Source organism: Phycisphaeraceae bacterium (assembly GCA_019636675.1).
GTDB lineage: Bacteria > Planctomycetota > Phycisphaerae > Phycisphaerales > UBA1924 > JAHBXC01.
This window is the reverse complement of record JAHBXC010000001.1, coordinates 1445859-1470825: the sequence shown is the minus strand read 5'-3', so window position 1 is coordinate 1470825 and position 24967 is coordinate 1445859. Positions and strand designations below refer to the sequence as shown.

Here is a 24967-nt window from a genome sequence, read left to right as displayed (position 1 = left end):
AGAGATCGTGTCACTGAGTGATCGCGTCATCGTGGGTGTGACCTGCCACGCGTCGGGCGAAGGCCCATCGCGGGTGATGCTGCGCCGGGCGTACATCGACGCGATCGTGCGGGCCGGGGGCGTGCCGCTGCTGCTGGCGCAGGTGGCGGAGCAGGCGCGCGAGCACCTGGCGATCTGCGACGCGTTCGTGTTCACGGGGGGCGACGACCCGCGCACCGAGGAGTTCGGCGTCCCGACGCACCCGCGCGCGAGCGTGATGGACCCGGCGCGCCAGCGCCACGAGCTGACGCTGCTTCGCCTGCTGCGCGAGGAGCGCCCCGACATTCCTGTGCTCGGTGTGTGCCTGGGGATGCAGCTGATGGCGCTGGTCGAGGGCGGCGCGTTGAACCAGTGCCTCGACGACGACACGCCGACGGCGGGCGACCACGCGCCGCCGCGCGAGAGCCCCACTACCGATCGGCGCCACGCGCTGCGCGTGCTCGTCGAGCACCCGGTGGTGAAGCCGGGCGAGGTGAACTCCTGGCACCGCCAGGCGGTGCGCGACGCGGGCGCGATGCGCGTGGTCGCGACGGCGTACGACGGCGTGATCGAGGCGATCGACGACCCGCGACGCGCGTTCTGCGTGGGCGTGCAGTGGCACCCGGAGCGTTTGCGCGATGTTGGGCTGGATCAGCGCGACGCGAACGGGGATGGGGTGTTCATGGCGTTGATGAACGCTGCGAGGGCAATGGGCAGTCGGCAATAGGCAATGGGGCAAGAGGGCCTGCCTCTTCCTGCTCCCTATTCCCTATTCCCTGCTCCCTTCCTTTACTTCCCAGCAAAGTCGATGATGCGGCTGATCTCGCTTCGCAGTTTGTGGCGGTGCACCACGCGGTCGACCATGCCGGCGTCCTGGAGGAACTCGGAGCGCTGGAAGCCCTCTGGGAGTTCCTGTCGGATGGTCTGCTTGATGACGCGCGGGCCGGCGAAGCCGATGAGCGCCTTGGGCTCGGCGAGGATGACATCGCCCAGCATGGCGAAGGAGGCGGTCACGCCGCCGGTGGTCGGGTCGGCGAGGACGGAGATGAACAGGCCGCCGGCGTCGTGGAACGCGCCGAGGGCGGCGGAGGTCTTGGCCATCTGCATGAGGGAGAGCGAGCTCTCCTGCATGCGCGCGCCGCCCGAGCAGGAGACGATGATGAGGGGCAGGTCGCCCTCGATCGCGTGCTCGATGGAGCGGGTGATGGTCTCTCCCACGACGCTGCCCATGGAGCCCATCATGAAGGAGGGGTCGAGGGCGCAGAGCATCGCCGGGCGACCCTTGATGAAGCCGCGACCGGCCTTGATGGCCTCGTGCTCGCCGGACTTCTTTTCCTCGGCGACGAGGCGGTCCTTGTACTTCTTGATGTCGGTGAAGCCCAGCGGGTCGGCGCAGCGCAGGTTCGTGAACATCGGCTCGAAGGAGTCGGGGTCCACGAGCTGGGCGATGCGCTCGGCCGCGGTGATGCGGAAGTGGTGATCGCACTGGGGGCAGACATGGAGGTTGGCCTCCATCTGCTTGCGATAGATCATCTGCGCGCACGAGGGGCAGCGGAGCCACAGCCCCTCGGGGATCGCGTTGGACCTCTGGGGCTTGAGCTCGGACCACGAGCGCGGGCCGGCGGCCTGGCTGGTGGGGGGGGCGATCGGTTGGGATTCGGCCTGGCTCATCGCGCGTGTTCCTCAGGCGCCGGTCTTGAGTTCGACCGCGAGGTCCTTGAGTCTATCGCGTGGGACCGTGAACCACTCGCCCTCGGGCGCTTCGCCCACGACCTCCCACAGGTCCTCGAGGGGGCGCTGGGTCAGCCAGCAGCGAACGATGCCCAGCGACACGGGGCGGAGCACGATCGCGACGCCGGCGCGACCGGCCTTCTCGAGCGATTTGCGCAGCGCGCGCAGGACGCGGACCTCGGCGTCGGCGAGCGTGTCGCCGTCGGGTGGGGTGACGGCGGTCGGGTCGGCGCGCCACTGCTTGTAGACGGTCGGGTGGCGCTCGAGGAGTTCGCTCTCGCGCATGCCCTCCCAGAGGCCCATGTCCATCTCGCGGAAGTCCTCGACCTGGCGGGCGCGCACGCCCAGCTGGGCCGCGAGAATGCGACCGGACTGGCCTGAGCACTCGTCGGGCCCGTGCAGGACGACATCGATCTGGCTGTCGGCGTCGTTGATCGCGACCGACGCGACGCGTGCGGCGAACGCTTCGCGACCGCAGGCGCTCAGGGGGAGATCGGTTTCGCCCTGCAGACGCCCGGCGTCATCCCAGTCGGTGGGGCCGGATCGCACGAGCAGGACGCGGAGGTCATCTGTTCTAGCCATACGGATCAGGGGTCCGAAGACCCATCCTTGGGTCAGAACCGGGCGAACGCCCGGGGAGACAGACGGGGAGGATAGCAGGGGTGCGTCCTCCAACCAATCGGGCGCGTCGGGGCGCGTCTCTCTGCTATCGGTTCGTGTACGGGGCGAGGCCGGTTTCTTCCACCAGAGGAAGATGCCCAGAATGGGGGATTTTACGGCTTCGCGAAGATGAGCAGGTCGCGGTCGCGCCGGATCGCCATGGAGCGTCCGGTCTGCAGGACGATCTCCCAGCGGCGTTCGGGCAGGGGGGCGCCCATCTCGTCGACGCCCTCGGGCTGGAGCACCAGGGTATTCCCGTCGCGCGACCACGCGCCGGAGCGCAGAACGACCTGTCCGTCGGCGGCGTGCTCTTCCAGAAGGTACGAGTCCCTGTCGACGATCAGCGTCGGACCCCCGGCCGGGCGGACGGTCATCCACACGCCCAGCAGCGGGTCGGGCCGCACGAGCGCCGGCGCGTCGGCGTCCTCGTCGTCGACCGGGGCGCCCGAAGCCGACGCCGGGCCGCCAGAGCCGACGGCGGCGACCGGGGCGTCGCTCTGCACGATGTCATCGCCCCCGAAGTTCAGGAAGGGCACGACGCGGTTGATCCCCTGGATGCTCTTGCGCAGCGAGAGCAGGTGCGCGTCGAGGTTGCCCAGCGAGGTCTGGATCGAGCGCAGCAGCTGCAGTTGCTGATCGAGCGACGACAGCGAGTCGTTGGTCTGCCCCAGCCCGCCCTCGACCTGGATGAGCCGGTCGCGCGTCTGCTCCAGCATCGCGAGCTGGATCTGCACGGACTCGAGCGAGGTGTTGACGCCCTCGAGCTCGGCGTTGACTTCGTTGAGCTGCGCGTGGACATTGCGCATCTCGTCGCGGATTTCCCAGACGACGCAGCCGGGCATGGTCGTCGCGAACACGAGCAGCGGGAGAATGCGTTTCATGCCCGATCGTACGGCGCGAAGGTCACCCGCGCAACGATGCGATGACCGCCGCCCGCTCGTGTTCGGGCTTCCCGAACACCGCCGACGCCGCGACGAGCACGTCGCAGCCGGCGTCGCGAACGCGCGCCGCGTTGTCGGGCTTCACGCCCCCGTCCATCTGGATGCGCAGGTCCGGACCGAACCGCTCGCGCACGGCGCGGGTCTTGTCGAGCGTGTCCTCGAGGAACGACTGCCCGCTGAAGCCCGGGTTCACGCTCATGACCAGGACCATCTCTGGGCGGAGCGAGGCGTCGTCGGGGTCGATCACCTCGAGCAGCGCGCGAAGGTCGGTGGGGGGGTTGATCGCGACGCCGGCGGTCATGCCCTGCGCCCGGATCGCCGCGAGCATCTCGCGCACCTGCGGCTTGGTCGGCGCGACCTCGATGTGGAAGGTGAAGTGGTCGGCCCCCGCCTTCGCGAAGGGCTCGATGTACATCGCCGGCCTCTGCACCATCAGGTGCACATCGAGCAGCGCGCTCGGGCAGGCCTTGCGCACCCACTTGCACATGTCGGGCCCCATCGTCAGGTTGGGGACGAAGTGCCCGTCCATCACATCCAGGTGCAGCGCGTCGGCGCCCGCCGCCAGAATCCCGCGGCACTCCTCGCCCATGCGCGAAAAGTCCGCGCTGAGGATCGACGGCGCGATCATCGGCAGCCGGGCGGGGTTCGTCATCGTCGGGCGTGGGGGCATGGGGGAGTCTAGGGGAAGGCAATGGGGAATCGGCAATAGGCAATGGGGGAGAAGAGAAAGAGGGTGCCATCACACGAGCGCAGCGAGTGCGATGCCGGACCACTGCACGCTCGCATCACACTCGCTGCGCTCGTGTGATGGCACCCAACATTGGGAACGACCGTGGCACGCCTGCGCCGTACCACGCCACCCCCAGTCTTGCCCGTCTTCTCCCCCCCCATTGCCTATTGCCTTCCCCTCAAAACTCCGCGTTCCCCGGCGTGCGCGGGTAGGGGATCACATCGCGGATGTTCTGCATGCCCGTCGCGAAGAGGATGAGGCGCTCGAAGCCCAGGCCGAAGCCGGCGTGGGGCACCGTGCCGTACTTGCGCAGGTCGCGGTACCACCAGTAGTTCTCTTTCGGCAGGCCCATCTCGTCGATGCGCCGGTCGAGGACATCGAGGCGCTCCTCGCGCTGGCTGCCGCCGATGATCTCGCCGATGCGCGGGACGAGCACGTCCATCGCCGCGACCGTCTTCTCGTCGTCGCTCAGGCGCATGTAGAACGCCTTGATGCCCTTGGGATAGTTCATCAGCACGACGGGCTTCCTGATGAGTTTTTCGGTCAGGTAGCGCTCGTGCTCGCTCTGCAGGTCGAGTCCCCACTCGACGGGGAACTCGAAGCGCTCGCCGGATTTCTTGAGGCGCTCGATGGCCTCGGTGTAGTCCATGCGCTCGAAGGGGCTCTCGGCGACCTGCGTGATCGCCTGCACGACGCCCTTCTCGATGCGCTCGTCGAAGAACGCCATGTCGTCGGCGTTGCGGTCGAGCAGGCGCCGGATGCAGTGCTTGATGAACGACTCGGCGTAGTCGGCGTTGCCGTTGAGATCGCAGAAGGCGACCTCGGGCTCGATCATCCAGAACTCGGCGAGGTGTCGGGCGGTGTTGCTGTTTTCGGCGCGGAAGGTGGGGCCGAAGGTGTACACCTTGCTGAGCGCGCAGGCGTAGCCCTCGACATTGAGCTGGCCGGAGACGGTCAGGTGCGCCTCGCGCCCGAAGAAGTCCTTCTCGAAGTCCATGGCGCCCTCGGGGGTGCGCGCCGTGTTGACCGAGTCAAGCGTGCTCACGCGGAACATCTGCCCCGCGCCCTCGCAGTCGCTGGCGGTGATGATGGGCGTGTGCACCCAGTAGAACCCGCGCGAGTCGAAGAACTCGTGCACCGCCATCGCCAGGGTGTGCCGCACGCGCGCGACGGCGCCGAAGGTGTTGGTCCGGGGGCGCAGGTGCGCGACGGTGCGCAGGTACTCGAAGGAGTGCTGCTTGGGCTGGATGGGGTAGGTGTCGGGGTCGTCGACCAGGCCAATGACCTCGACGCTGCTGGCGCGGACCTCGACGCTCTGGCCCTTGCCCTGGCTGGGGACGACCTCGCCCTCGACCACGAGCGACGCGCCGGCGGTGAGCTTGAGCACGCCCTCGGCGTAGTTGGGCAGATCGGCCGGGGCGACGACCTGGATCGGCTCGAAGCACGACCCGTCGTGGAGGTTGATGAAGGAGAGCCCCGCCTTGCTGTCGCGCCGGGTGCGGACCCAGCCCTTGAGCGTGACGCGCGAGCCGGGACGGGCGCTGAACGCCTCGCGGACGGAAAGCCACGGAGAGGATGCGGTGGTCATGGGGAGCGATGGTAGGAGGGGGGAAGGGATTGGGGAGCAGGGAGCAGGGAGCAGGGAGTGGGGAAGAGGGGAAGAGGGAAGAGAGTGATGTGGGGAGCGAGAACGCCGGGGTGGCGTGGTACGGCGCAGCCGTGCCACGGCCGCGAGCGCGCTGCTGTCCTGGAGCGTCGTCAGAATCCCGCTCTTCTCGCGCATGCGAGATTGCCCTCGCTCAGACGAGTGTTCACCTCGCCGTGGCACGGCTGCGCCGTACCACGCCACCCGCCATTGCCCATTGGGGCCCTCCCCCTGCTCCCTACTCCCTCCCCTTGCCAACCCACTCCACCACATTCCGCTCCAGCACATCCAGCGGGACGGCGCCCGACAGCAGCACGACATCGTGGAACTCGCGGATGTCGAAGCGGTCGCCGAGCTCGCGCTCGGCCAGGGCGCGGAGTTCGCGGATCTTGATCTCGCCGATCTTGTACGCCGTCGCCTGGCCGGGCCAGCCGATGTAGCGGTCGACCTCGGCGTTGACATTGCGTTCCGAGAGCCCGCTGTTGGCGAGCATGTACTCGACCGCCATGTCGCGCGTCCAGCCCTTGCTGTGCATGCCGGTGTCGACGACCAGTCGCATCGCGCGCCACATCTCGTAGGACAGGCGCCCGAAGTCGTCGTAGGGGTCCTGGTACATGCCCTTGGGCGCGTCGGGGGTGCGCTCCATCTCGAGCCCGAGCCGCTCGCTGTAGAGGCCCCAGCCCTCGACGAAGCCGGTATAGCCCTGCCAGGTGCGCCACTCGTGCACGCCCTCGAGTTCCTCGGCGAGCGCGACCTGGTGGTGGTGCCCGGGCACCGCCTCGTGGAGCGTGAGCGCGACGACTTCGTACAGCGGGCGCGTTTCGAGTCGATAGGTGTTGGCGATGAAGAACCCGGCGACGCCGTTCTCGAGCGAACCGGACAGGTAATACGCCGTGGGCGCGCTGGGCGCCATGAAGGCCGGCATCTCGCGGATGCCGTAGGGGAGCCGGGGGAGCGTCTTGAACAGCCGCGGCATCCAGGCGTCGGCGCGCTTGGCCGCGTCGCGGTACGCGACGAGCAATTCCTCCGCGGTCTTCGCGTAGAACCGCTCGTCGGAGCGGATGTAGTCGAGGAACGCGCGGAAGAGCGCCTCGTCGTCGAACTGCACGCTGCGGCTGGTCACCCGCTCCATGAAGTCCGATCGCCGGATCGTGTCCATCATCTCGAGACGGATGCGCGCGACCTCCTTCAGCCCGATCTCGTGGATCTGGTCGGCGGTCAGGTCTGTGGTGGTCATCGTGCCCAGCATGAAGTCGTAGAACGCGCGCCCGTTGGGGTACTCGGAGGCGCCGACCTTCTCGCGCGTCGCCGGCAGGTACTCGTCGCGCAGAAACTCGCCGAAGCGGCGGAGGGAGGGGATCACCGATTTCGTGATCGCGTCGCGCGCGTCCTTCGCGAGCGCGTCGTCGCGATCGAGCGACCGGAACGGCTTGTAGAGCGGGTGCGTGGTCGGGTCCTTCAGGTGCGCGTCGGTCGCGCTGCCGAAGGCCTGGTCCGGGGCGGCGTAGACCGCGGTGCGCGGCTGCACGCGCCCTTCGCGGATCCCGGCGCGCAGGTTCTCGATGGTCTGGTCGATGTACCGGGGTGTCTCGCGCAGGCGCGCGAGGAAGTCTGTCATCTGCTCGCGCGTGTCGAAGGAGACGCGCTCCGCGAGGTTGGGGATCGTCTGCTGGGGGCCCCCGAGGTTGGTCACCGCGACCTGCCAGCGCTTGTACTTCATCGCCTCGACGCGGTCGCGCAGCTCGCGCTCGAGCAGCGCGAAGTTCACGCGGTTGGCGTCGCTCAGCGCCTCGCGGTCGAGGGCGAGCAGGCGCGTGAGCCGGTCCTGCGACTCGCGCGCGCTCGAGAGGGCCGCGGCCTCGCTGGCGTCGGGCAACAGCCGGTCGAAGCGCCGGTCGCCGCGGATACCGGCGCTGAGCGGGTTGCGCCGCTTCATGGATTCGAGGTCTTCGTCGAGCAGGCGCAGGAGCGCGCGGTCGGCGTCGGTCACGCGGGCGTCGTCGGTGGCGATCGCGGGCTGGGTCGCCCGCGCCTGCGCGATCGCCATCGGCGACCCGGCCAGCGCGAGGAGCGAGCAGACGGAGACAGCCGTGAGGAATCGAGAGGGGTTCATGGCGTGGAAGGTACCGCCCGGCGCCGAAATGTGCTGCGGCACTCAGAATGCTCGGCTGTGTGGAACACGGGGTTCGAGGGGCGATACACGGGAGGCTGCGGATGTTACAGTACCGACTTACATCGCATGGCAGGGAGACCCCACTATATGGTATAGTTGGGGCTAGCAGTGTCCGAACGGTCGCGACTGAACCATTTTCGTGGAGATCCGCATGACACAGTCCGCAAAGGCAACAGCAGAGGCTAAGACCCCTTTGAACGCCGCCCAGACGATCGTGGAGGAGCTGAAGGGGATGAACGCAGAGGATCAGTCACTAGCCTTGCAGTTCGCGATCCAGACCCTGCGGCTCGCTCTGCCGACGGTGCAAGCTCCAGTAGCGCAAGGGCCTGCATACTCGGCCATTCCCCATTCGCACGCAGCATCGGGAGTGCCGGCTACCTGGTCTGATATCAAATCCTTTACGAGCGCAAAGGCACCCAAGAGCGATCAGCAGTTTACTGCAGTGGTCGCTTACTACTACCAGTATGAAGCTCCCGAGCGGGATCGCAAGGACTTTATTGATCCCGAAACAATGAAAGAGGCTGCGCGCATGGCCGGCAGGCCGCAAGTCAAGCGGTGGGCGATGACGCTGTCAAACGCGAAAAACGCAGGTTATTTGGACTCCGCGGGGCACGGCAAATTTAAACTCAACTCTGTTGGAGAGAATCTCGTCGCCATTACCTTGCCCGAGAGCGGCGCCGGCGGCCGTAAGTCTGGTGGTGCAGCTAAAAAGAAGCCGCGTAAAAAAAAGGCACCCGGAAAGAGATCTGCAAAGAAGGCACGATAAGGCGCGACTCCCCACATCTGAAAGGAGTCTTCATTGCTGCCAACTATTTTCGGTGCAATTGATGCCGCGATCGAGGAAGTCACTAGGGCGCGTAGCAGAGTATCGGCTATCAAGACCGCCCAAGTGAAGACGGTGGACGCTGTTGCAAGTCTGAAGGCTACTGCTCAAACATGGTTTCATACCCACAAGCCCGTCGTGGTCTCGGGGGATCCGAGTCTTGATCTTTCCGAGGTGGATCGGTACTACGCGGTGATACTGGGCGCGACATCGCGGCATGCGGCGAAGAATACTTATCTGGATGCTTTGAAGAATGTCAAGGCTGCACTTGTGAAGGCGAGAGCTGCTGCCTTGTGTGCTCCAGCATCGTCGGCAGTGGCTAGTTCCGATGATCTCGCGCCGGACTTCTCTTCCCTAGCAGGCAACCAGGAGATGCGAGAGATCCTCACCCGCCGATGGCATGAATGTGCAAAATGTGTTAATGCGAATGCCCATCTTGCTGCAATCGTAATGATGGGCGGCCTGCTTGAAGCTCTATTTGTAGCTCGTGCAAATAAGATGCCCGATTCTAGGCCGCTCATCAATGCTGCAAGCGCCCCCAAAGACAAATCGACCGGCAAGACGATTGACTACCAAAAATGGATGTTGGATTCATATATCAAGGTTGGCTTTGAATTAAACTGGATTACGGCGTCTGCAAAGGATGTTGCAGATACACTCAAGGAGTACCGAAACTATGTCCATCCAGCGAAAGAGCTGCGGTATGGCGTGACGCTTGGAATCAACGATTCTACCATGTTCTGGCAAGTTACAAAGGCGTTGGCTAGACAGCTGCTCTTGAGCGTGCGATCTAATTGATTGTTTCTATGGTGGGCAGTTGGGTGCTGGTGCTTCTTTGTTGATTTGGCTTGGTGGTCAGCATGTCGTTGGGCGGTAATCCCACTTGTGCGATGCTCCAGCCATATGCTTGCAGTGCGGTCTGTGTGTTCTTCCCTCTCGTCGTGCCTTATGCCTCGTGCCTCGTGCCTTCCGCCCCGTCCACCACCCTCAGCAGGTCCGTCGGGCGCTCGAGAACCACATCCGCCCCGGTGGAGGCCAGTTCGTGGGCGTCGCGGAATCCCCAGGCGCAGCCGACGACGAAGCAGGCGCCGTCGGGCCCGGGGGGGAGGGCGCGCCCGGTCTTCATGTCGGTGTCGGTGTCGCCGACGTACATCGTGCGCGAGGGGGTGGTGCTGGCGTGCTTGATGAGGTGGAGGAGGGACTCGGGGCTGGGCTTGAGGGGGAAGCGCCCGTCGTGGCCCAGGATGTCGACGAAGGGCTCGCGCCCGAAGCGCTGCTCGACGAGGGCGACCGCCTCGGCGTGCTCTTTGTTGCTCAGGATCGCCATGGGGATCTCGCGCTCGAGCAGGCCCGACAGCATCGAGGTGATCCCCTCGTAGGGGTGCGCCAGGGCGGCGTCGGCCTTCTCGTCGCGTTCGCGGAAGCGGTTCACCAGGTCCCGCAGTTTCTCCGGGTCGTCGTCGAAGCGATGGCCCGTGGCGCGTTTGAGGAGCATGGTCGCCCCGTCGCCTGCGAAGCGGCGGTACGCTTCTCTCGGATGCGTCGGAAGCCCGATCTCTTCGAGGACCGCGTTGCACGCGTCGGCGATCGCCGGCAGGGTGTCGACCAGCGTGCCGTCGAGGTCGAACACGACGAGTTCGGGGATGCGCGAGGGAGCGGCGAGGCGGTCGTTCGTCATCGCGTCGATCGTAGGTGGAAGGAGCGGGCGTCTTGAGCGAGCAGCGCGCGGGTTCCGACAAAGCGTCGCCGCTGGTCATCGGGCTGGCCGGGGGCATCGGCTCCGGGAAGTCGTCGGTGGCGCGCGCGTTCGCGGCGCTGGGGTGCCTGGTCATCGATTCCGACGCCGAGGTGCGCCTGCTCCTGGCGCGCGACGAGGTGAAGCGAGCGTTGGCGTCGTGGTGGGGGCCCGGCGTGCTCGACGCGAAGGGCGAGGTCGATCGCGGCGCCGTGGCGCGGATCGTGTTTACGGATCCTGCGCAGAGGGCGCGTCTGGAGGGGCTGCTGCACCCCATGCTGCGCACGAACCGCGAGGCGATGAAACGACGCGCCAGGGAGGCCGGCGCCCCGGCGCTGATCCTCGACGCGCCCCTCCTCTTCGAGGCCGGCCTGCACACGGAATGCGACGCGGTCGTTTACGTCGAAACCCCTCGTGAGACGCGCCTGGAGCGGGTCCGTCAGGGTCGTGGCTGGACGGAGGAGGAGCTGGACCGGAGGGAAAAATCCCAGCTCCCCCTTGAAGAGAAGCGGTCTCGGTCCGATTATGTGGTAGGGAACGACGGGGACCCGGCCTCCCTTGAGGACGAAGTTTCCCGCCTTCTCGCCCGGATGCTCACACGCCGCACGAAGGTGTAGCCAGTGACTTCATCGGCCTGCCCGCACGTTTCGCGGGGCGGCCGATCCCGCGACAGCCAGCGTGCGCCGAGTTTCAGGCGAGCCATCGCCTCGTCTCCCGGCGTGCCCTGCGACGCGTCTCCCCTGCGCCCACGGATCTCGCCCGGCCCCCTGCCGCGCCAGACACTCCGAGCGGACGGCGTTTCCCCAACACTTCCACGAACACAATCGCGAAGAGACTCATGGCCAAGAGCACGAGCGCCGTAGACGATCGATCCACCGACGCGCCCAAGCGCCGCACGACCAAGAAGAAGGCCGACGCGACGCCCGACGCCCCCGCCAAGCCGGCGCGATCGTCGAAGGCCGCTGTCGAGAAGGCCGTCGAGGTCAAGGCCGAGCCCAAGCCCGCCGCCAAGCCCGAACCCCGGCCGGAGCCGCGCGCCGAGTCGCGCCCCGAGCCCCGGGCCGACGCCCGTTCCGAGCAGGCCGCGCCCCGGAACGACAGCCGCCCCTCGTCGCCTGCGCCCTCTCAGGGCAACCAGCCCCGATCATTCCACGGCCCGAACCAGCCCTCGGCCAATCGCCCCTCCCAAGGCAGCAACCCGATGCAGCAGACCCAACAGGCGCCCTCGAACCAGCACCAGTCCCAGAGCCACTCCGGCGGCGGCGGGGGCGGCGGGGGCCAGCAGGGCCAGGGTCAGCAGGGAGGCATGAACGCCCTCAACAAGCGCCGCAAGAAGAAGAAAAAGAAGAAGGGCGGCGGCATGGGCGGCGGGCCCTCCGGCGGCGGCGCCAACCCGGCCTTCGTCTCCTACGGCCCCATCTCCTCGAACCAACTCCCCAACGAGGAAGAGCTCGCCCGCGAGGCCGCCGAACTCGAGAAGATCGTCGGCACCAAGGAATACAAGGAAGCCGAGAAGGAGGCCCTCAACCTCCACGAACTCCGGCGCATGAAGATCGCCGACCTCCACAAGGTCGCCGACAAGGAGGGCCTCTCCGACTACCACCAGACGCCCCGCCAGGAACTCATCTTCCAGATCCTCAAGGCCCGAGGCAGCAAGGGCGGGATCATGTTCGGCGAGGGCACCCTCGACATCGCGCCCGAGGGCTACGGCTTCCTGCGCTCCGCCGAGCAGTCCTACCTCGCCGGACCCGACGACATCTTCGTCGCGCCCTCCCAGATCCGCCAGCTCGGCCTGAAGCGCGGCATGGAGATCCGCGGCGCGATCCGCGGCCCCAAGGAGAACGAGAAGTTCTTCGCCCTGCTGCGCGTCGACAGCGTCAACAACAAAGACCCCAAGACCCTCGCCTCGATGACCACCTTCGAGGACCTCACGCCACTCCACCCGGAGGAGCGAATCGTCCTCGAGACCGAGCCCGGCATCATCGAGACGCGCATCATCGATATGGTCGCGCCCATCGGCAAGGGCCAGCGCGGGCTGATCGTCGCCCCGCCTCGCACCGGTAAGACCGTGCTGCTGCAGAAGATGACGCAGGCGATCAAGAAGAACTACCCCGACATCCGCGTGATCGTGCTCCTCATCGACGAGCGCCCCGAGGAAGTCACGGACTTCAAGCGCAACACCGACCCCTCGGTCGAGGTCATCGCGTCGACCTTCGACGAGCAGCCGCGCCGGCATGTGCAGGTCGCCGAGATGGTCATCGAGAAGGCGCGACGCGCCGTTGAGTTCGGCGAGCATGTCGTGATCCTGCTCGACTCCATCACCCGCCTCGCCCGAGCGTACAACAACGAGATGCCCCATTCCGGCAAGATCATGTCCGGCGGCATCGACTCGGGCGCCCTCCAGCGCCCCAAGAAGTTCTTCGGCTCGGCCCGCGCCATCGAGGGCGGCGGCTCGCTCACCATCCTCGCCACGGCGCTGGTCGACACCGGCTCCAAGGCCGACGAGGTGATCTTCGAAGAGTTCAAGGGCACCGGCAACAGCGAGCTGCACCTCGACCGCAAACTCGTCGACAAGCGCGTGTGGCCGGCGATCGACATCGCCGCGTCCGGCACCCGCCGCGAGGAGCTGCTGCTGGACCCGAAGGAACTCGAACTGGTCTACCGCCTGCGCAAGGTCCTCGCCGACATGAATGTGGTCGAGGCGATGGAACTGATGAAGAGCCGCCTGGGCAAGGTGAAGACCAACGCCGAGTTCCTGATGACGATGGCGATGGGCGGCTGAAGAAGGCACGAGGGACGAGGCACGCGGCACAAGGGTGGCGTGGTGCACGCGCAGCGGGCGCCACGAGCGCGTGAACAGACGAAGCAATCCCCGCGGGTCGGACAGTGTCCGGCCCGTTTCTTGTTGCGATCTTCTCTCTGCCCCCTCTCCTGTCTCGCGCAGCGAGATGGGAAAAGGCCGGGGTGAGGGCTACGCAACCTCCGGGCTTCCCTCCCCAATCTCTGGCTTTCTCTTCTCTCTCTCTCTCTCTCTCTCTCTCTCTCTCTTCGGTGCCACCACACGAAGTGTGGTGCTCCCCCATCTCCGGGCTTCGCTCCTCTTCTCTGACACTCTCTTCGAGATCGAGGGAAAGAAGGAGGGGTAGACACCACACTTCGTGTGGTGGCGCCGGAGGCGGGAGAGGGAAAGGCAGAGTGAAGAGAAGCGAAGCCCAGAGAAGGCGTAACCCTCACCCCAGCCCTCTCCCATCGCTGCGCGACAGGAGAGGGGGCCAGAGAGTCGGTTCTCATCACGAGGCGTGTGCCGTACAGTGTCCGTGTGCGACGAAGCCCGTTCCGCAGAGCGATGACGCTTCTCCGATCGCGGTTCCCGCTCGGCGCGGCCATCGCCGGCGCGGCGTGTCTCGCATCGATCGCGGCGATTCTCACCGCGATCCCGGCATCGGATCTGTCCTGGCTGATCGGCGCGGCGGTGTTCACGCCGCTGCCGCTCCTGATCCTGTCGTTGCTCGTCGCGATCGTCGAAGCCGGCGATGTGAACGCGCGTGAACTGGTGCGCCGGTTCTTCGGCGTCATCGTGTTCGCGGTGATCGGGTACTCGGCCGTCTACACCGTGTGGTCGTGCTGGTTCATCTGGTCGGCGCAGCGATCGGGCGACGGGCAGGCCGCTTTCGTGCTCGTCTTTGGCCCAATGTACGCGGCGATGTACGCGATCCCTGGCGTTCTGCTCGCTGCGGCGCCGCTCCTCATCCCGCGGCTGCGGTTCCGGCTCGATCAGGTGCGAACTGATCCTGGTTGCCTCGCCTGCGGATACTCGCTCGCGGGGCTCGATCGCGCAGTCTCCGTGTGTTGCCCGGAGTGCGGCAGTCCGCGCTCGGCGATGTAGAGTGTGCTGAAGGCGGTCGATGCCAGCGGCGTCCGGACTTCGGACGACTCCCGACGCGGCCCAAGAGCCGGCCCGAGCCCGGTTAGAATGACGCACGCATGAAGCAGCCACGCGCGAGGTCGGGCGTGATGTCCATGAACACTGGGTTCGCGCTTGTCTTCCTGTCCACGATCGCCAGCGCCGTCCTCGCGTTCTTCTCGCTGTCTGTGACCTGGTCGCTGCTCACACCGGGGGCGATCGGCGCCTGGTGGGGTCTTTTCGTGTCGGGCTGGTGGGTCGCCGCCGCCGTGGGCGTCGTCGTCGGGCTCCTGAGCGGGTTGGTCGTGTCGGTCATCCTCGACGGGCTTCCGGCGCGGCCGGTGAACACAGCGATCCCGCTCGTGTCGATCGGCGTCGGCGTGGTCACGGCGCCGTTTCTCTTCTTTTGGTCGGCGATCGCCGTCGTGGCGGCGCAGTTGTTCGCGGCGTGGGCGCTCTACGCGAAACTGAATCGGACGGCGGACGATCGCGAGAACCCGTGCGCGTCGTGCGGGTATCCACTGGCCGGGCTCGATCCGACGAAGACGAACGCGTGCCCGGAGTGCGGCGACGCGTTGCCCGCGTAGTCGAACGCCCGTGATGAAGGCGCGATCAGTGGACCCCCGGCGCTTCGAGCCGCGTGCTGCCGCCCGCGGCTCTGATGGATGTCACTTCTTCGTCTTCGGCCGCCTCGCCGCGTCGGTGTTGATCTCCGGCGCGTCATCGTCCTCTTCTTCCTCGTCGTCCTCGGACTCTTCCTCGTCCTCGTCGACATACTCGTACTCATATTCGTACTCGTCGTCGTCTTCGGACTCCTCGTCGTCCTCGCCTTCCTCTTCCTCGCCCTCTTCCTCGTCGACGGCGTCCTCTTCCTCGTACTCCTCTTCTTCTTCCTCGTCGCCTTCCTCTTCGTCCACGAGTTCGGCGTCGTCCTCTTCCTCTTCTTCTTCGTACTCTTCCTCGTCGCCTTCTTCGCCGACCAGTTCCTCGTCGTCCTCGGTTTCGTCGACCACCTCGTCGGCGTCTTCTGCTTCGACTTCTTCCTCGTCGTCGGCGTCGAAGGGGGGCGGTGTGACGGGCTCGCCGCGCGAGGGGGCGGTGATGGCGCGGGCGAGGGCTTTGTCGATGGGGGCGGGGGTAGCGTTGTCGACCCAGAGCGTGCCGTCGGCGTCGGCCTGGGCCTGCGCCTTCATCGCTTCCCATTCCTCGCGGGTGATGACGACCTCGCGAGCGACGGAGCCCTTGTGCTCGCCGATGATGCCGGCCATGCCCATGAGGTCCACGAGGCGCGAGGCGCGGGTGTAACCGATCGCGAGGCGGCGCTGGAGGAGGGACACGCTGCCGCGCTTGGTCTCGAGGATGATCTCGACGGCCTTGTCGAAGAGCGGGTCCTTCTCGGCGTTGTCGCGCCAGTCGTTTTCGGGGTCTTCCTCGTCGGCGGAGCGCAGCTGCACGAGCTGGCGCTCGAACGAGGGGCCGGCGACGGACTTCATGAACTTGACGACCTTGCGCGCCTCGCTGTCGTCGACGAGCGTGCCCTGCGAGCGCAGCAGTTTGTGCGTGCGCGGCGAGAGGAACAGCATGTCGCCCTGGCCCAGCAGCAGTTCGGCGCCCTTCTGGTCGAGCACGATGCGCGAGTCCATCGCGCTGGCGACCTTGAACGCCAGACGCCCGGGCATGTTGGACTTGATGAGGCCCGTGACGACATTCGCCTGGGGGCGCTGCGTCGCGAGGATGAGGTGGATACCGACCGCGCGCGCCTTCTGGGCGAGGCGCACGATCGAGGTCTCGACCTCCTTGTTGGTCATCATCAGGTCGGCGAGTTCGTCGATGACGAACACCATGCGCGGCAGACGCTTGGGGATGCGGATCTGCTCTTCCTCGGTGTACGCGCCCAGTCGCTCGAAGAGTTCTTCGCGCTCCAGCGCGTTGTAGCCGTCGATGTCGCGCACGCCCGCCTCGGCGAGGAGTTCGTAGCGCTCGTCCATCTTGGTGACCGCCCACTCGAGGATGGCGGCGGCCTTGCCCATCTCGGTGACGACCGGGCACATGAGGTGGGGGATGTCGCGGAACTGCGACATCTCGACCATCTTGGGGTCGACGAGCACCATCTTGAGTTCGCTGGGCTTCTTGGTGTAGAGGAAGCCCATGATGATCGCGTTCATGCACACCGACTTGCCCGAGCCGGTCGCGCCGGCGATGAGTAGGTGGGGCAGGTCGGCCAGATCGACGACGAGGGGCTCGCCCGACGCGTCCTTGCCCAGGAACAGGGGCAGGCGCATCTTGGACGCCTTGTCGGAGCCGGTCATGAGTTCCTTGAGGCGCACGCGCTCCTTCTTGAGGTTCGGCGCCTCGATGCCGATGGTGTCGCGCCCCTCGAGGTTGGGGACGATGCGCACATTGACGACCTTGAGCGCGCGGGCGAGGTCCTTGCTGACGGTCTCGATCGCGCTGACCTTCGTGCCCGGCGCGAGGCGGACCTCGTACATGGTGATGACCGGGCCCGAGTCGATGCCCACGACCTCGCCGTCGATCTTGTAGAGGCGCAGCGCATGCTCGAGCGACTTGGCCTGCTCGCGCAGGATGGACTCCATCTGCGCCGAGTAGTCCTCGTCGGGGTCTTCGAGCAGGTCGAGCGAGGGGAACTGGTAGCCCTCGATCTCCTCGCCCTCGGCCTGGAAGTCGGCCAGGTCGTCCTCGGTCGCGGAGCGCCGTGCTGCGCCGGCGAAGCGCACCGGGAGCTTGGCGATCTTCTCGCGCAGTTCCTCGGCCTTGAAGACCTGCGGCGCGCCGGGGAGTTCGTCGTCCTCGCTGTCCTCGGCCTCGTCTGCTCCGTCGGTTTCGTCCTCGTCGAGTTCGTCCTCGACGGGCGCGAGGGCCGCCTTCTTCTTCGAGGGCTTGACCTCGGCGACGACGCCCTCTTCTTCCTCGGCGACGGCGGCGAGGCGGCGCTTCTTCGATCGCTCGGCGCGCTCCTCTTCCTCGGGCTTGCGCAGGGGGATCGACTCGTCGTCGTCGAGGTCGTTCTCACGCTGGGCGGCGGCCTTGCGCCGGGCGAGGCGAGCGGCGCGTCGCTCGTCGGCGAGGTCGCGCCGGTGGTTGATGTACTCGGTGAGGCGGATGTTGAGCGTCGCGAACCCACGCGCCAGGTTGCGCGTCGCCCAGCGCGCGAACGCCGCCGGGCCGACGAGCACGAGGTGATCGAACGCGACGACGAGTCCGATCACGCCCAGCAGCGCGATCCAGAGGGCCGCGCCCAGCCCGCCGAAGCGCGACGCGAGTTCGGCGACGCCGGCGATGGCGATCACGCCGCCCGCGCCCTCGGGCGCGTTGGAGAACGCCGGGAAGAGCAGCGCGTGGAACCCGCTGGCCGCGAGCGCGATCATCAGCACGCCCAGCGCGCGGACCGCGAGTTGCCCCCGGCGCTTGCCGGCGGCGAGCAGGGTCATCTCGGCGCCGAGCGCGACGAGCATCGCCCACGCGCCCCAGCCCAGCAGCAGGAAGAGGTTGTGCGCGAGCCACGCGCCGAAGGGGCCGCACCAGTTGCCGAGCGTTTCGTTCAGCGGCGCGACGGCGTGGCCCGGCGCGTCGGCCGGGTCGTGCGAGACCAGGGCCGCGGCGAGGAAGAGCCACACCCCTGCGCCGACGAGCCAGGCGAGGCGAGGCCAGAGGAGGGCGTGATCGGCGTGAGCGGCGGCGGCGCGAGGTCCCTTCGCGCGCGACGATCCGCCCCGCTTACCGGGTTGAGAGTTGCGTCCGTGCATTCTGGAGAGGGTATCGGCATCCAGGACGCGCCAGGCGGAACAATCGCGCGAGACTTGCGCGTCGGAGAAGAGATTCAACGCGGAGAGCGCGCAGGGAGGAGGGGATCGGGATGGGGCAGGAGGGGCGTCGCGGCCGGCGCGGCGCAGGGCTCAGCGCTGCTGGCGCTGCTGCTGGATCAGCCGGTCACGAGCGGCCTCGGCCATGTCGAGGTACTTCGGGGCCTCCGCCATGCGCCGGTTCTGGACGAGGATGCGTGCCGCCGTCGTGGGGGCCTCGGGGTCGTCGGGGGCGAGGGCGATGACGCGATCCAGCGAGGCGAGGGCGTCGTCGACCTTGTTCTGGCGGATCTGCGTCTCGGCCAGCACGCGCCAGGCGCGCGGCTCGTTGAGCTGGGCGGCTGCGTGGCGGTCGCGTTCGCGCAGGGCGATGGCCTCGCGCGCCTGGGTCTCGGCTTCGCCCGGCTTGCCCGCCGCCATGAGAAGCTGGGCGAATTCGACCCGCTGGACCGCGTCCCAGGGGCGCCGAGTCACCCCATCCTGGAGCAGCGTGATCGCCTCGTCGAAGCGCCCGACCCGGGCGAGCCGGCGCGAGAGGTCGAAGCGGACCGCGGCCATGCGCGGCGTGATGGACAGCGCCCGGCGCAGGTCGGCGATCGCCGCCTCGGAGTCGCCGCGCGCGTCGTGGATCGACGCGAGCGAGAGCGCCAGGTCGGTGTTGATCTCGCGACGGTCCATCAGGGCGTGGATGATCTCGATGGCGCGGTCGAAGTCGCCCAGCACGCTGTAGAGCCACGCGCGGCGGACCTCGACCACCGGCGTCGTCGCGAGCCCGACGCCGCCCTCGCGCAACGACGACGAACTGGTGTAGAGATCCAGCGCCCGGCGCGCGTGATCGAGCTGGTCCTGCGGCAGCGCGGGACGCTGCGCGACGAACACGACCTCTGCCGGCACCTGGACGAGGTTGTCGACGAACCCGGCCCGGATCGCCTGCACGCGCGTGACGCCGGCCTGCACCGTCGCGACGAGCGTCGCGACGCCCAGCAGCGCAAAGACGATCCCCGCCGGCTTGAGCCGGCCCTTCAGACGAAGCTGGAAGTTGTGCAGCCGCAGGTTCTTTTCGAGGGGCAGGCGCCAGAGCATCCAGGCGATGTAGGTCACGCAGCCGGCGACGCCCGCCGCCATCAACAAGGGAACGGCGCCGTAGGTCCCGCGCCACGCGAGGAACGACCCGATGAAGACCAGCGCGAGCGCGATCTCACCCTTCCAGTTCAGGTCGAACTTGCGCCTGCTCGTGCCCACGACCGCGCCCTTGGGGTCTTTCGATTTCGAGCCCTTCGTCTGGAAGAACCGCAGGCGGTGCCCGGGCTTCCCCTTCGCGACCGGCGGTCGCGCGAAGCCGAAGCGCAGCGCGTCGTTGGGGCACACGCTCACGCAGTCGAGACACTTCATGCAGCCGGGGTCGACGACCATGCCGAAGTCGCGGATCTCTTCGTGGACGCGCACATTGCTCGTGCACACCGCGGTGCAGTGGCCGCACCCCTCGCACTTGTCGTGGTCGACGATGATTCGCCCGGGCGAGACGGTGTCGGCCGGCGCGAAGAACCCGCCGTAGGGACACCCATAGGTGCAGAACCCTTTCGCCCCGAGGAAGTAGACGACCACGAACCCGCAGATGAACAGGAAGGGGATCGCGACCCACAGGGGCGGGAAGGTGGCCCAGAAGTCCTCGACGATGAACTCGGTGGACCATCCGAAGGGCTGCACGCTCCCGAAAAACGCCTGGACCTGCCCCGACCCGTGCTTCTGCACGAGGGGGAAGACGACGAAGCGGTGCACGATCGGCCAGAGGAACATGTAGAAGGCGAACGCCATGGGCGCGAAGACGAGCAGGCGCGAGCGGAAGGGCTTTGGCCGCACTCCGACTTTCTTGAGCATCCACGAGCACAGGTCCTGCAGCGCGACGACGTGGCAGCCCCAGCCGCAGAAGAAGCGCCCGAACACGATCGTCGAGAGGATCGCGACGGCGAAGAAGACGAAGCCGGCGTTGATCGCGCCGCTGACGATGGTCTTCATCGACTCGCTCGGCTCCACCGGCGAGACGGTCCTGCCGACGCGCAGCCACACGATCATGTGGATGGCGAACGCGACGTGGACGAGAAACAGCACCAGCGCGCGGCGCGGGCCTGACTTCGATTTCCGGATGCCCCTGGACGCGCCGGCCGCCGACGCGCCGGGGTCCGCGCGGCGGGACCCTGCTCCGAGGCCCGCGGCGCTGGCCGAGAGCACCGGGAGAGACAGATCCCCCGAGGCGTTTCGCTTCGGCGAGGGCGATCGTGGACGAAAGAAACGGGGCAATGCGCTCATCGAGGGTTAGTCACCGGGCGGAGGGCGCCGGGGCGGGAGTGGTCGGTCGCTCAACCTATCGGATGATCCGGGCAGGGGTTGGGACCGGGGGCGAGAGGGCGGCGAAGTCCGAGAAAGCGTACGGGGGTCGCCGGGAGGCGGTCCCGGGAAAAGTTTGGGGAAGTTTTGGTTCGCGCCGGGGGAAACAGGGCTTATTCTGTTGGGGTAGAGAGAATCCCCAGGCCTCGGCGCACGACGCCGTGGCCGTGTGTGCCCCTTGTCCCGCCGCGAGCCCGTAGAGGAGTGGTCGCGGTCAGCTCCCAGGAGATCGGTATGCGTTTCAAGACGAGTGCAATCGTCGCTTCCGCGGTTCTTGCCGCGAGCGCGATGATGTCCGCGCAGGCCGGGTCGCTCGCGACCCTGTCGCTGCAGAACTTCGCGTCGGGCCTCAGCCGCCCGGTGAGCATGTACCAGCACCCCACGGTCGACGGGGCGTTCCTGGTGGTCGAGCAGGGCGGGACGATCCGCGTCGTGCAGAACGGCGTGGTCACCGGCACCTTCCTGACCGTCGCGGTCGGCAGCAGCAGCGGCGAGCGCGGGCTGTTCAGTCTCGCCTTCGATCCTGACTTCGAGACCACCGGTCGCTTCTGGGTGAACCACACCAACGCCAGCGCCGCGACCGTCATCGCGCGCTACCAGGTCTCGGCCAACCCGCTCGTCGCCGACGCCGCGAGCCGCACCGAGATCCTCGTGATCGCCCAGCCCTTCACCAACCACAACGGCGGCTGCATCACCTTCGGGCCCGATGGCTATCTCCACATCGGCATGGGCGACGGCGGCTCGGCCGGCGACCCCGGCAACCGTTCGCAGACCCCCGGCACCCTGCTGGGCAAGATGCTCCGCATCGATGTGCGCGTCCCGGTCGGCAGCACCGAGCTCTATCGCATCCCGGCGGACAACCCGTTCCTGCCCGGCAACAACCCGCCCGTCGCGGGCGCGCTCCCCGAGATCTGGGCCTTCGGCGTGCGCAACCCCTGGAAGTTCACCTTCGATGACTTCGGCGTCAACGCCACCAACGGCATGCTGATGGGCGATGTCGGCCAGAACGCGTGGGAAGAGTACAACTTCCAGCCCGCCAACCAGGGCGGCATCAACTGGGGCTGGCGTCTGAAGGAGGGCCTGGCGAACTTCAACACCAGCCTCCCCGCCGCCTATCTCCCCCTCACCGACCCGATCCTCGTCTACGGGCGCGGCCTGGGCGGCTCGACCACCGGCGGCTATGTCTATCGCGGCACGAAGATGTGCTCCTACGCCGGGCGCTACTTCTACGCCGACTACATCTCCGGGCGCGTCTGGTCCTTCAAGCTTGAGAACGGGACCGCCGTCAACAACATCGAGCACTCGTCCTCGCTCTTCCCCGGAACCCGCCCGAATGTTTCGTCCTTCGCCCGTGACTTCGACGGCGAGCTCTACATCCTCGAATACAACACCGGCATGATCAAGAAGATCGTCAGCAACGACGCGCCCTTCAGCGGCGACTTCAACGCCGACGGCGCGGTCGACTTCGCCGACCTCAACCTGGTCCTCACCGGTTTCGGCACGACCTACACCTTCTCTGACCTGAACGCCGTGCTGTCGTCGTTCGGGCGCAGCTGCGCCGGCTGAACAGCCGACACCGCGGTCCGATAACCCGATCATCCCTCGAAAGCCCGGCCCTTCGGCCGGGTTTTTCCGTTCTCGCGCCCATCCCGGTCAAGCGACCCCCCGACCGGGCCGATAACGGCTTGGTCCGCGAACGCTCTGGCACGCCGCGTGCGAATGAACACCGGCACATCACCGGGGCGACATCCGCTCCCGCTCGCTGAAAGGGTCGAATCCATGCAGATCGCATCCAACGACACGACCATCGCAGCCCTCGGCGCTGCGGCCAGGCCCGATCCCGCCGCGACGAAGCGGAAGCTGGCGGCGATCGAGGAGCTGTCGTTCAAGGAGAAGGCCGGCGCACAGCCCAGGCCCACCGACACGGTCGAGCTGACCGAGGTGAAGCCCGCTGCGCCCTCGGCGCAAGTCACGCGCTCCGCCGCGCAGGAAGTGGTCGCTGACCAGACTCCGGCGACGCCGACTCCTGCCGCGCCGTCGACGCCCGACGACCTCGTCGCGTCCGTGCTCAAGTCCATCGGCGCTCGCGCCGGCGAGGACGGGTACAACGCGGCGCTCGACGTCAACGGCGACGGCGTGATCAACTTCGCCGACCTCAACGCCGCGATCTCTGGCGCCGGGGCGCCTCCCCAGACCGGCGGGCCCAGCCCGATCGAGTCGCCCGCCGGCGCACCCACGGCGCAGGGCCTGGGCGCCGACGCGTCCGACGACATCGCCCCGACTAACTCAGACGCGATCGGCGCGCCCGTGCCGAGCACGCCCGCGCCCTCCAACGACGAGCCGCGGGTCTACACCGCCGATGACATCGAACTCGCCCTCGGCGCCTTCGGAGCCGTCGACGGCGACGACGCGTTCGACACCGACTTCGACTTCGACGGCGACGGCCGGATTTCCTTCGGCGATCTGAACGAGCTGCTCTCCCGCCTCGGCGGCCAGACCGCTCAGCAGTCGCTCATCTCCCAGCTCACCGAACTCTTCGGCGCCACCAGCAACGACACACGCTTCAACCCGTCGATCGACTTCGACGGCGACGGCGTGATCAACTTCACCGATCTCAACACCCTGCTCTCGCGCCTCGCAGAGAACAACGCGTCGCAGGGCTGATCGCCCCCCTCAAGCAGCATCCATGAAACACACGAGCCCGGCTCTCGATGAGCCGGGCTCGTTGTCATTCGTTCGGATCGTCGGGCCGCTCAGCGCGAGCGGATCTGGTCCGCCGTCATCTGGTCGATCCGGCGAGCGTCGATCAGCGGCAGGCCGAGCGTCGCGTCCTGACGCGACTGCCTGACCACCACGCCCACCACGCTGCCCAGCTTCGCCTCGAGGTCGAGCGCCGGGTCGGGCGTGATGTACGCGAGCGTGCGCCCCGAGTCGACCGCCTGCAGGCGGAAGAGGCGCGGCAAGCGCTGTCCGGTGTAGACCGTGCTCGTCGTGAGGCGCCCCACGAACGCGTAGGCCGGCGCCTCGTTGACGGTCCGCACCGACTGCTCGACCTGCGCCGTGCCGCTGTCGGCGATCGCCTCGGTCTCGGCCAGCGACTGCAGCGTGCGCTGCAGATCGGCGCGAAGGCGCAGCAGCTCGATGCGCGACATCGCGGCGCGCCGGGCGTTCTCACTCTCGGGCGTGTCGGGCAGAGAGTCCGCGAAACGCTTGAACTCGTTGATCAGGGGCTCGTACTCCGCGCCCTCGGTCGGCTGGCGCATGACCTCTTCGAGCGTGCGCTGCAGGTCTTCGAACCTCGGGGGGGCCATCGGCGCGGTGCGCGCCGGCTCGCCCGAACCCCCGGCCCGGATCGGCTGGGAAGGGGTGGGGGTCGGCGCACGCGCCGGCTCGTCGGCGGCGGGCGGCGGGAAGCGACGCGTCGCGTCGTCCCCGGACTGCGTCGGCGCGGCTTCGCGCACGACCGGCGCCGGGTCCTGGCGCGTCGGCGTCGGCGCGGGCTCGGGCATCGGCTCGGGCTCGTCGGCGTAGATCGGATCGTCGTCGGGCTCGAACTCGGGCTGTGTCTCGATCGGGGCTGGCGTCTCGACAGGCGCAGGGGCCGGCGTCGGCGACTGCGTCGGGCGCGCGGGGGTGGTGGTCGGCGCGACGGGCGCAGAGCTCTGCGCGAGGAGTGTCTGGACCTCGGACTCCGTTGCAGGGCGGACGAGACTGTCGCTGATGAAGCCCTTCGCGCCGCCCGGGGCGACGACGCGATAGCCGGTCACCTCGCCCGAGGAGCTGCGGATCGTTTCGATGTGCTGGAGCACGCTGTCGGCAGGCATGGGGTAGTCCAGCAGGGGACGCCAGCTCTCGCCCACGCCGCCAGCCGGGTTGTTCGCCTGCAGCCGGCTCTCGCGCACAAGGACGACGACCCCGGACTTCTCGTCGAATTCCGCGTCGCGCGAGCGCACGATCGCGGCGATGCCCTGGGGGTATCCCACGCGCAGCCAGCCGAATTCGTGCCCGTCGACGCGAAGAACCTGGCCCCGGTTGACCTTGCCCACGGCGTACCAGACCTGCCCGGCGCCGCAGCGAAGGTTCACGTTGTCCTCGGTGACGACGACGTAGTAGGGTTCGACTTCCGACAGCTGTGCCGAGGCGCTGGCCCCGAGCAGGGCGAACGCGGCGAGGGGCGCGGTCGCGATCGCGACCCCGGGCGTCGTGAGGAGCGAAGAAGCCACGATGCCGAGCAGTTTCGTCGAGCGGTCCATGCCAGTCTCCTGGGCCAGTCCGAAGGGTGCTGTGGGCGCGCGGCCGGGCCGGCGCGTCTCATAAAGATACGCGATCCGAGGGCGCGCGTTCCCGGGACCTTTGACCAACCCCCTCACGGCGGCTACTTTCAGAACCCGCGTCGCCACG

At 67.6% G+C, this 24967-nt stretch carries 19 protein-coding genes; 9 read left to right on the top strand and 10 right to left on the bottom strand.

Going from position 1 to position 24967, the window contains the following annotated elements; translation table 11 throughout:
* Positions 1-7 precede the first annotated feature (7 nt).
* Complete coding sequence (locus KF684_06335; GenBank protein ID MBX3352535.1) at positions 8-745, top strand: gamma-glutamyl-gamma-aminobutyrate hydrolase family protein; 738 nt, start codon at positions 8-10, stop codon at positions 743-745.
* A gap of 62 nt (positions 746-807) precedes the next feature.
* Here the strand turns inward: KF684_06335 and accD are convergent, their stop codons facing one another.
* From accD to KF684_06305, 6 genes are all read right to left on the bottom strand, one after another.
* Positions 808-1689, bottom strand: coding sequence for an acetyl-CoA carboxylase, carboxyltransferase subunit beta (gene accD / locus KF684_06330; protein ID MBX3352534.1), 882 nt, complete (start codon positions 1687-1689; stop codon positions 808-810).
* Between the two features lie 12 nt (positions 1690-1701).
* The gene (locus KF684_06325; GenBank protein ID MBX3352533.1) at positions 1702-2331 is read right to left on the bottom strand and encodes a histidine phosphatase family protein; all 630 of its coding nucleotides are present in this window, start codon (positions 2329-2331) and stop codon (positions 1702-1704) included.
* Positions 2332-2522: 191 nt separating this feature from the next.
* Complete coding sequence (locus KF684_06320; GenBank protein MBX3352532.1) at positions 2523-3290, bottom strand: hypothetical protein; 768 nt, start codon at positions 3288-3290, stop codon at positions 2523-2525.
* 22 nt (positions 3291-3312) lie between these two features.
* Complete coding sequence (rpe, locus tag KF684_06315; protein ID MBX3352531.1) at positions 3313-4020, bottom strand: ribulose-phosphate 3-epimerase; 708 nt, start codon at positions 4018-4020, stop codon at positions 3313-3315.
* Positions 4021-4258: 238 nt separating this feature from the next.
* Positions 4259-5668 carry an asparagine--tRNA ligase gene (asnS, locus tag KF684_06310; protein ID MBX3352530.1) on the bottom strand — a complete coding sequence of 470 codons (1410 nt, stop codon included), beginning with the start codon at positions 5666-5668 and terminating at the stop codon, positions 4259-4261.
* Positions 5669-5963: 295 nt separating this feature from the next.
* Positions 5964-7838, bottom strand: a complete 1875-nt coding sequence (locus tag KF684_06305) for a DUF885 domain-containing protein (protein ID MBX3352529.1) — start codon at positions 7836-7838, stop codon at positions 5964-5966.
* 211 nt (positions 7839-8049) lie between these two features.
* Here KF684_06305 and KF684_06300 point away from each other — a divergent pair, with 211 nt between their 5' ends.
* Positions 8050-8664, top strand: coding sequence for a hypothetical protein (locus KF684_06300; protein MBX3352528.1), 615 nt, complete (start codon positions 8050-8052; stop codon positions 8662-8664).
* A gap of 33 nt (positions 8665-8697) precedes the next feature.
* Complete coding sequence (locus tag KF684_06295) at positions 8698-9519, top strand: hypothetical protein (GenBank protein MBX3352527.1); 822 nt, start codon at positions 8698-8700, stop codon at positions 9517-9519.
* 148 nt (positions 9520-9667) lie between these two features.
* Here KF684_06295 and KF684_06290 read toward each other — a convergent pair whose 3' ends face one another.
* Positions 9668-10399 (bottom strand): HAD-IA family hydrolase, encoded by a 732-nt coding sequence (locus tag KF684_06290; GenBank protein MBX3352526.1) that lies wholly within the window; start codon positions 10397-10399, stop codon positions 9668-9670.
* 32 nt (positions 10400-10431) lie between these two features.
* Here KF684_06290 and coaE point away from each other — a divergent pair, with 32 nt between their 5' ends.
* The 4 genes from coaE (at position 10432) to KF684_06270 (ending at position 14947) form a co-directional block, all read left to right on the top strand.
* Positions 10432-11073 carry a dephospho-CoA kinase gene (gene coaE, locus KF684_06285; protein ID MBX3352525.1) on the top strand — a complete coding sequence of 214 codons (642 nt, stop codon included), beginning with the start codon at positions 10432-10434 and terminating at the stop codon, positions 11071-11073.
* Positions 11074-11816: 743 nt separating this feature from the next.
* Positions 11817-13238 (top strand): transcription termination factor Rho, encoded by a 1422-nt coding sequence (gene rho / locus KF684_06280; GenBank protein MBX3352524.1) that lies wholly within the window; start codon positions 11817-11819, stop codon positions 13236-13238.
* 564 nt (positions 13239-13802) lie between these two features.
* Positions 13803-14342: a hypothetical protein gene (locus KF684_06275; protein ID MBX3352523.1), complete on the top strand. Its 540-nt coding sequence runs from the start codon at positions 13803-13805 to the stop codon at positions 14340-14342.
* Positions 14343-14440: 98 nt separating this feature from the next.
* Positions 14441-14947, top strand: coding sequence for a hypothetical protein (locus tag KF684_06270; GenBank protein ID MBX3352522.1), 507 nt, complete (start codon positions 14441-14443; stop codon positions 14945-14947).
* Between the two features lie 81 nt (positions 14948-15028).
* Here the strand turns inward: KF684_06270 and KF684_06265 are convergent, their stop codons facing one another.
* Positions 15029-18124 carry a DNA translocase FtsK gene (locus KF684_06265; GenBank protein ID MBX3352521.1) on the bottom strand — a complete coding sequence of 1032 codons (3096 nt, stop codon included), beginning with the start codon at positions 18122-18124 and terminating at the stop codon, positions 15029-15031.
* 150 nt (positions 18125-18274) lie between these two features.
* Positions 18275-20410, bottom strand: a complete 2136-nt coding sequence (locus KF684_06260; protein MBX3352520.1) for a tetratricopeptide repeat protein — start codon at positions 20408-20410, stop codon at positions 18275-18277.
* A 390-nt stretch (positions 20411-20800) separates the two neighbouring features.
* Between KF684_06260 and KF684_06255 the strand changes: the two genes are divergently transcribed.
* Entirely contained in the window at positions 20801-22132 is a 1332-nt protein-coding gene (locus KF684_06255; GenBank protein ID MBX3352519.1) for a PQQ-dependent sugar dehydrogenase, read from the top strand.
* 213 nt (positions 22133-22345) lie between these two features.
* Positions 22346-23230, top strand: coding sequence for a hypothetical protein (locus KF684_06250; protein MBX3352518.1), 885 nt, complete (start codon positions 22346-22348; stop codon positions 23228-23230).
* An 89-nt stretch (positions 23231-23319) separates the two neighbouring features.
* On the opposite strand, the gene KF684_06245 is transcribed toward KF684_06250, so the two are convergent.
* Complete coding sequence (locus tag KF684_06245; protein ID MBX3352517.1) at positions 23320-24819, bottom strand: hypothetical protein; 1500 nt, start codon at positions 24817-24819, stop codon at positions 23320-23322.
* Between the last annotated feature and the right edge of the window lie 148 nt (positions 24820-24967).

Coding starts and splice junctions, on each gene's coding strand:
- accD (MBX3352534.1), bottom strand. CDS start 1,689: ATGAGCCAGGCCGAATCCCAACCGATCGCCCCCCCCACCAGCCAGGCC.
- KF684_06325 (MBX3352533.1), bottom strand. CDS start 2,331: ATGGCTAGAACAGATGACCTCCGCGTCCTGCTCGTGCGATCCGGCCCC.
- KF684_06320 (MBX3352532.1), bottom strand. CDS start 3,290: ATGAAACGCATTCTCCCGCTGCTCGTGTTCGCGACGACCATGCCCGGC.
- rpe (MBX3352531.1), bottom strand. CDS start 4,020: ATGCCCCCACGCCCGACGATGACGAACCCCGCCCGGCTGCCGATGATC.
- asnS (MBX3352530.1), bottom strand. CDS start 5,668: ATGACCACCGCATCCTCTCCGTGGCTTTCCGTCCGCGAGGCGTTCAGC.
- KF684_06305 (MBX3352529.1), bottom strand. CDS start 7,838: ATGAACCCCTCTCGATTCCTCACGGCTGTCTCCGTCTGCTCGCTCCTC.
- KF684_06300 (MBX3352528.1), top strand. CDS start 8,050: ATGACACAGTCCGCAAAGGCAACAGCAGAGGCTAAGACCCCTTTGAAC.
- KF684_06290 (MBX3352526.1), bottom strand. CDS start 10,399: ATGACGAACGACCGCCTCGCCGCTCCCTCGCGCATCCCCGAACTCGTC.
- rho (MBX3352524.1), top strand. CDS start 11,817: ATGGGCGGCGGGCCCTCCGGCGGCGGCGCCAACCCGGCCTTCGTCTCC.
- KF684_06275 (MBX3352523.1), top strand. CDS start 13,803: ATGACGCTTCTCCGATCGCGGTTCCCGCTCGGCGCGGCCATCGCCGGC.
- KF684_06270 (MBX3352522.1), top strand. CDS start 14,441: ATGAAGCAGCCACGCGCGAGGTCGGGCGTGATGTCCATGAACACTGGG.
- KF684_06265 (MBX3352521.1), bottom strand. CDS start 18,124: ATGCACGGACGCAACTCTCAACCCGGTAAGCGGGGCGGATCGTCGCGC.
- KF684_06255 (MBX3352519.1), top strand. CDS start 20,801: ATGCGTTTCAAGACGAGTGCAATCGTCGCTTCCGCGGTTCTTGCCGCG.
- KF684_06250 (MBX3352518.1), top strand. CDS start 22,346: ATGCAGATCGCATCCAACGACACGACCATCGCAGCCCTCGGCGCTGCG.
- KF684_06245 (MBX3352517.1), bottom strand. CDS start 24,819: ATGGACCGCTCGACGAAACTGCTCGGCATCGTGGCTTCTTCGCTCCTC.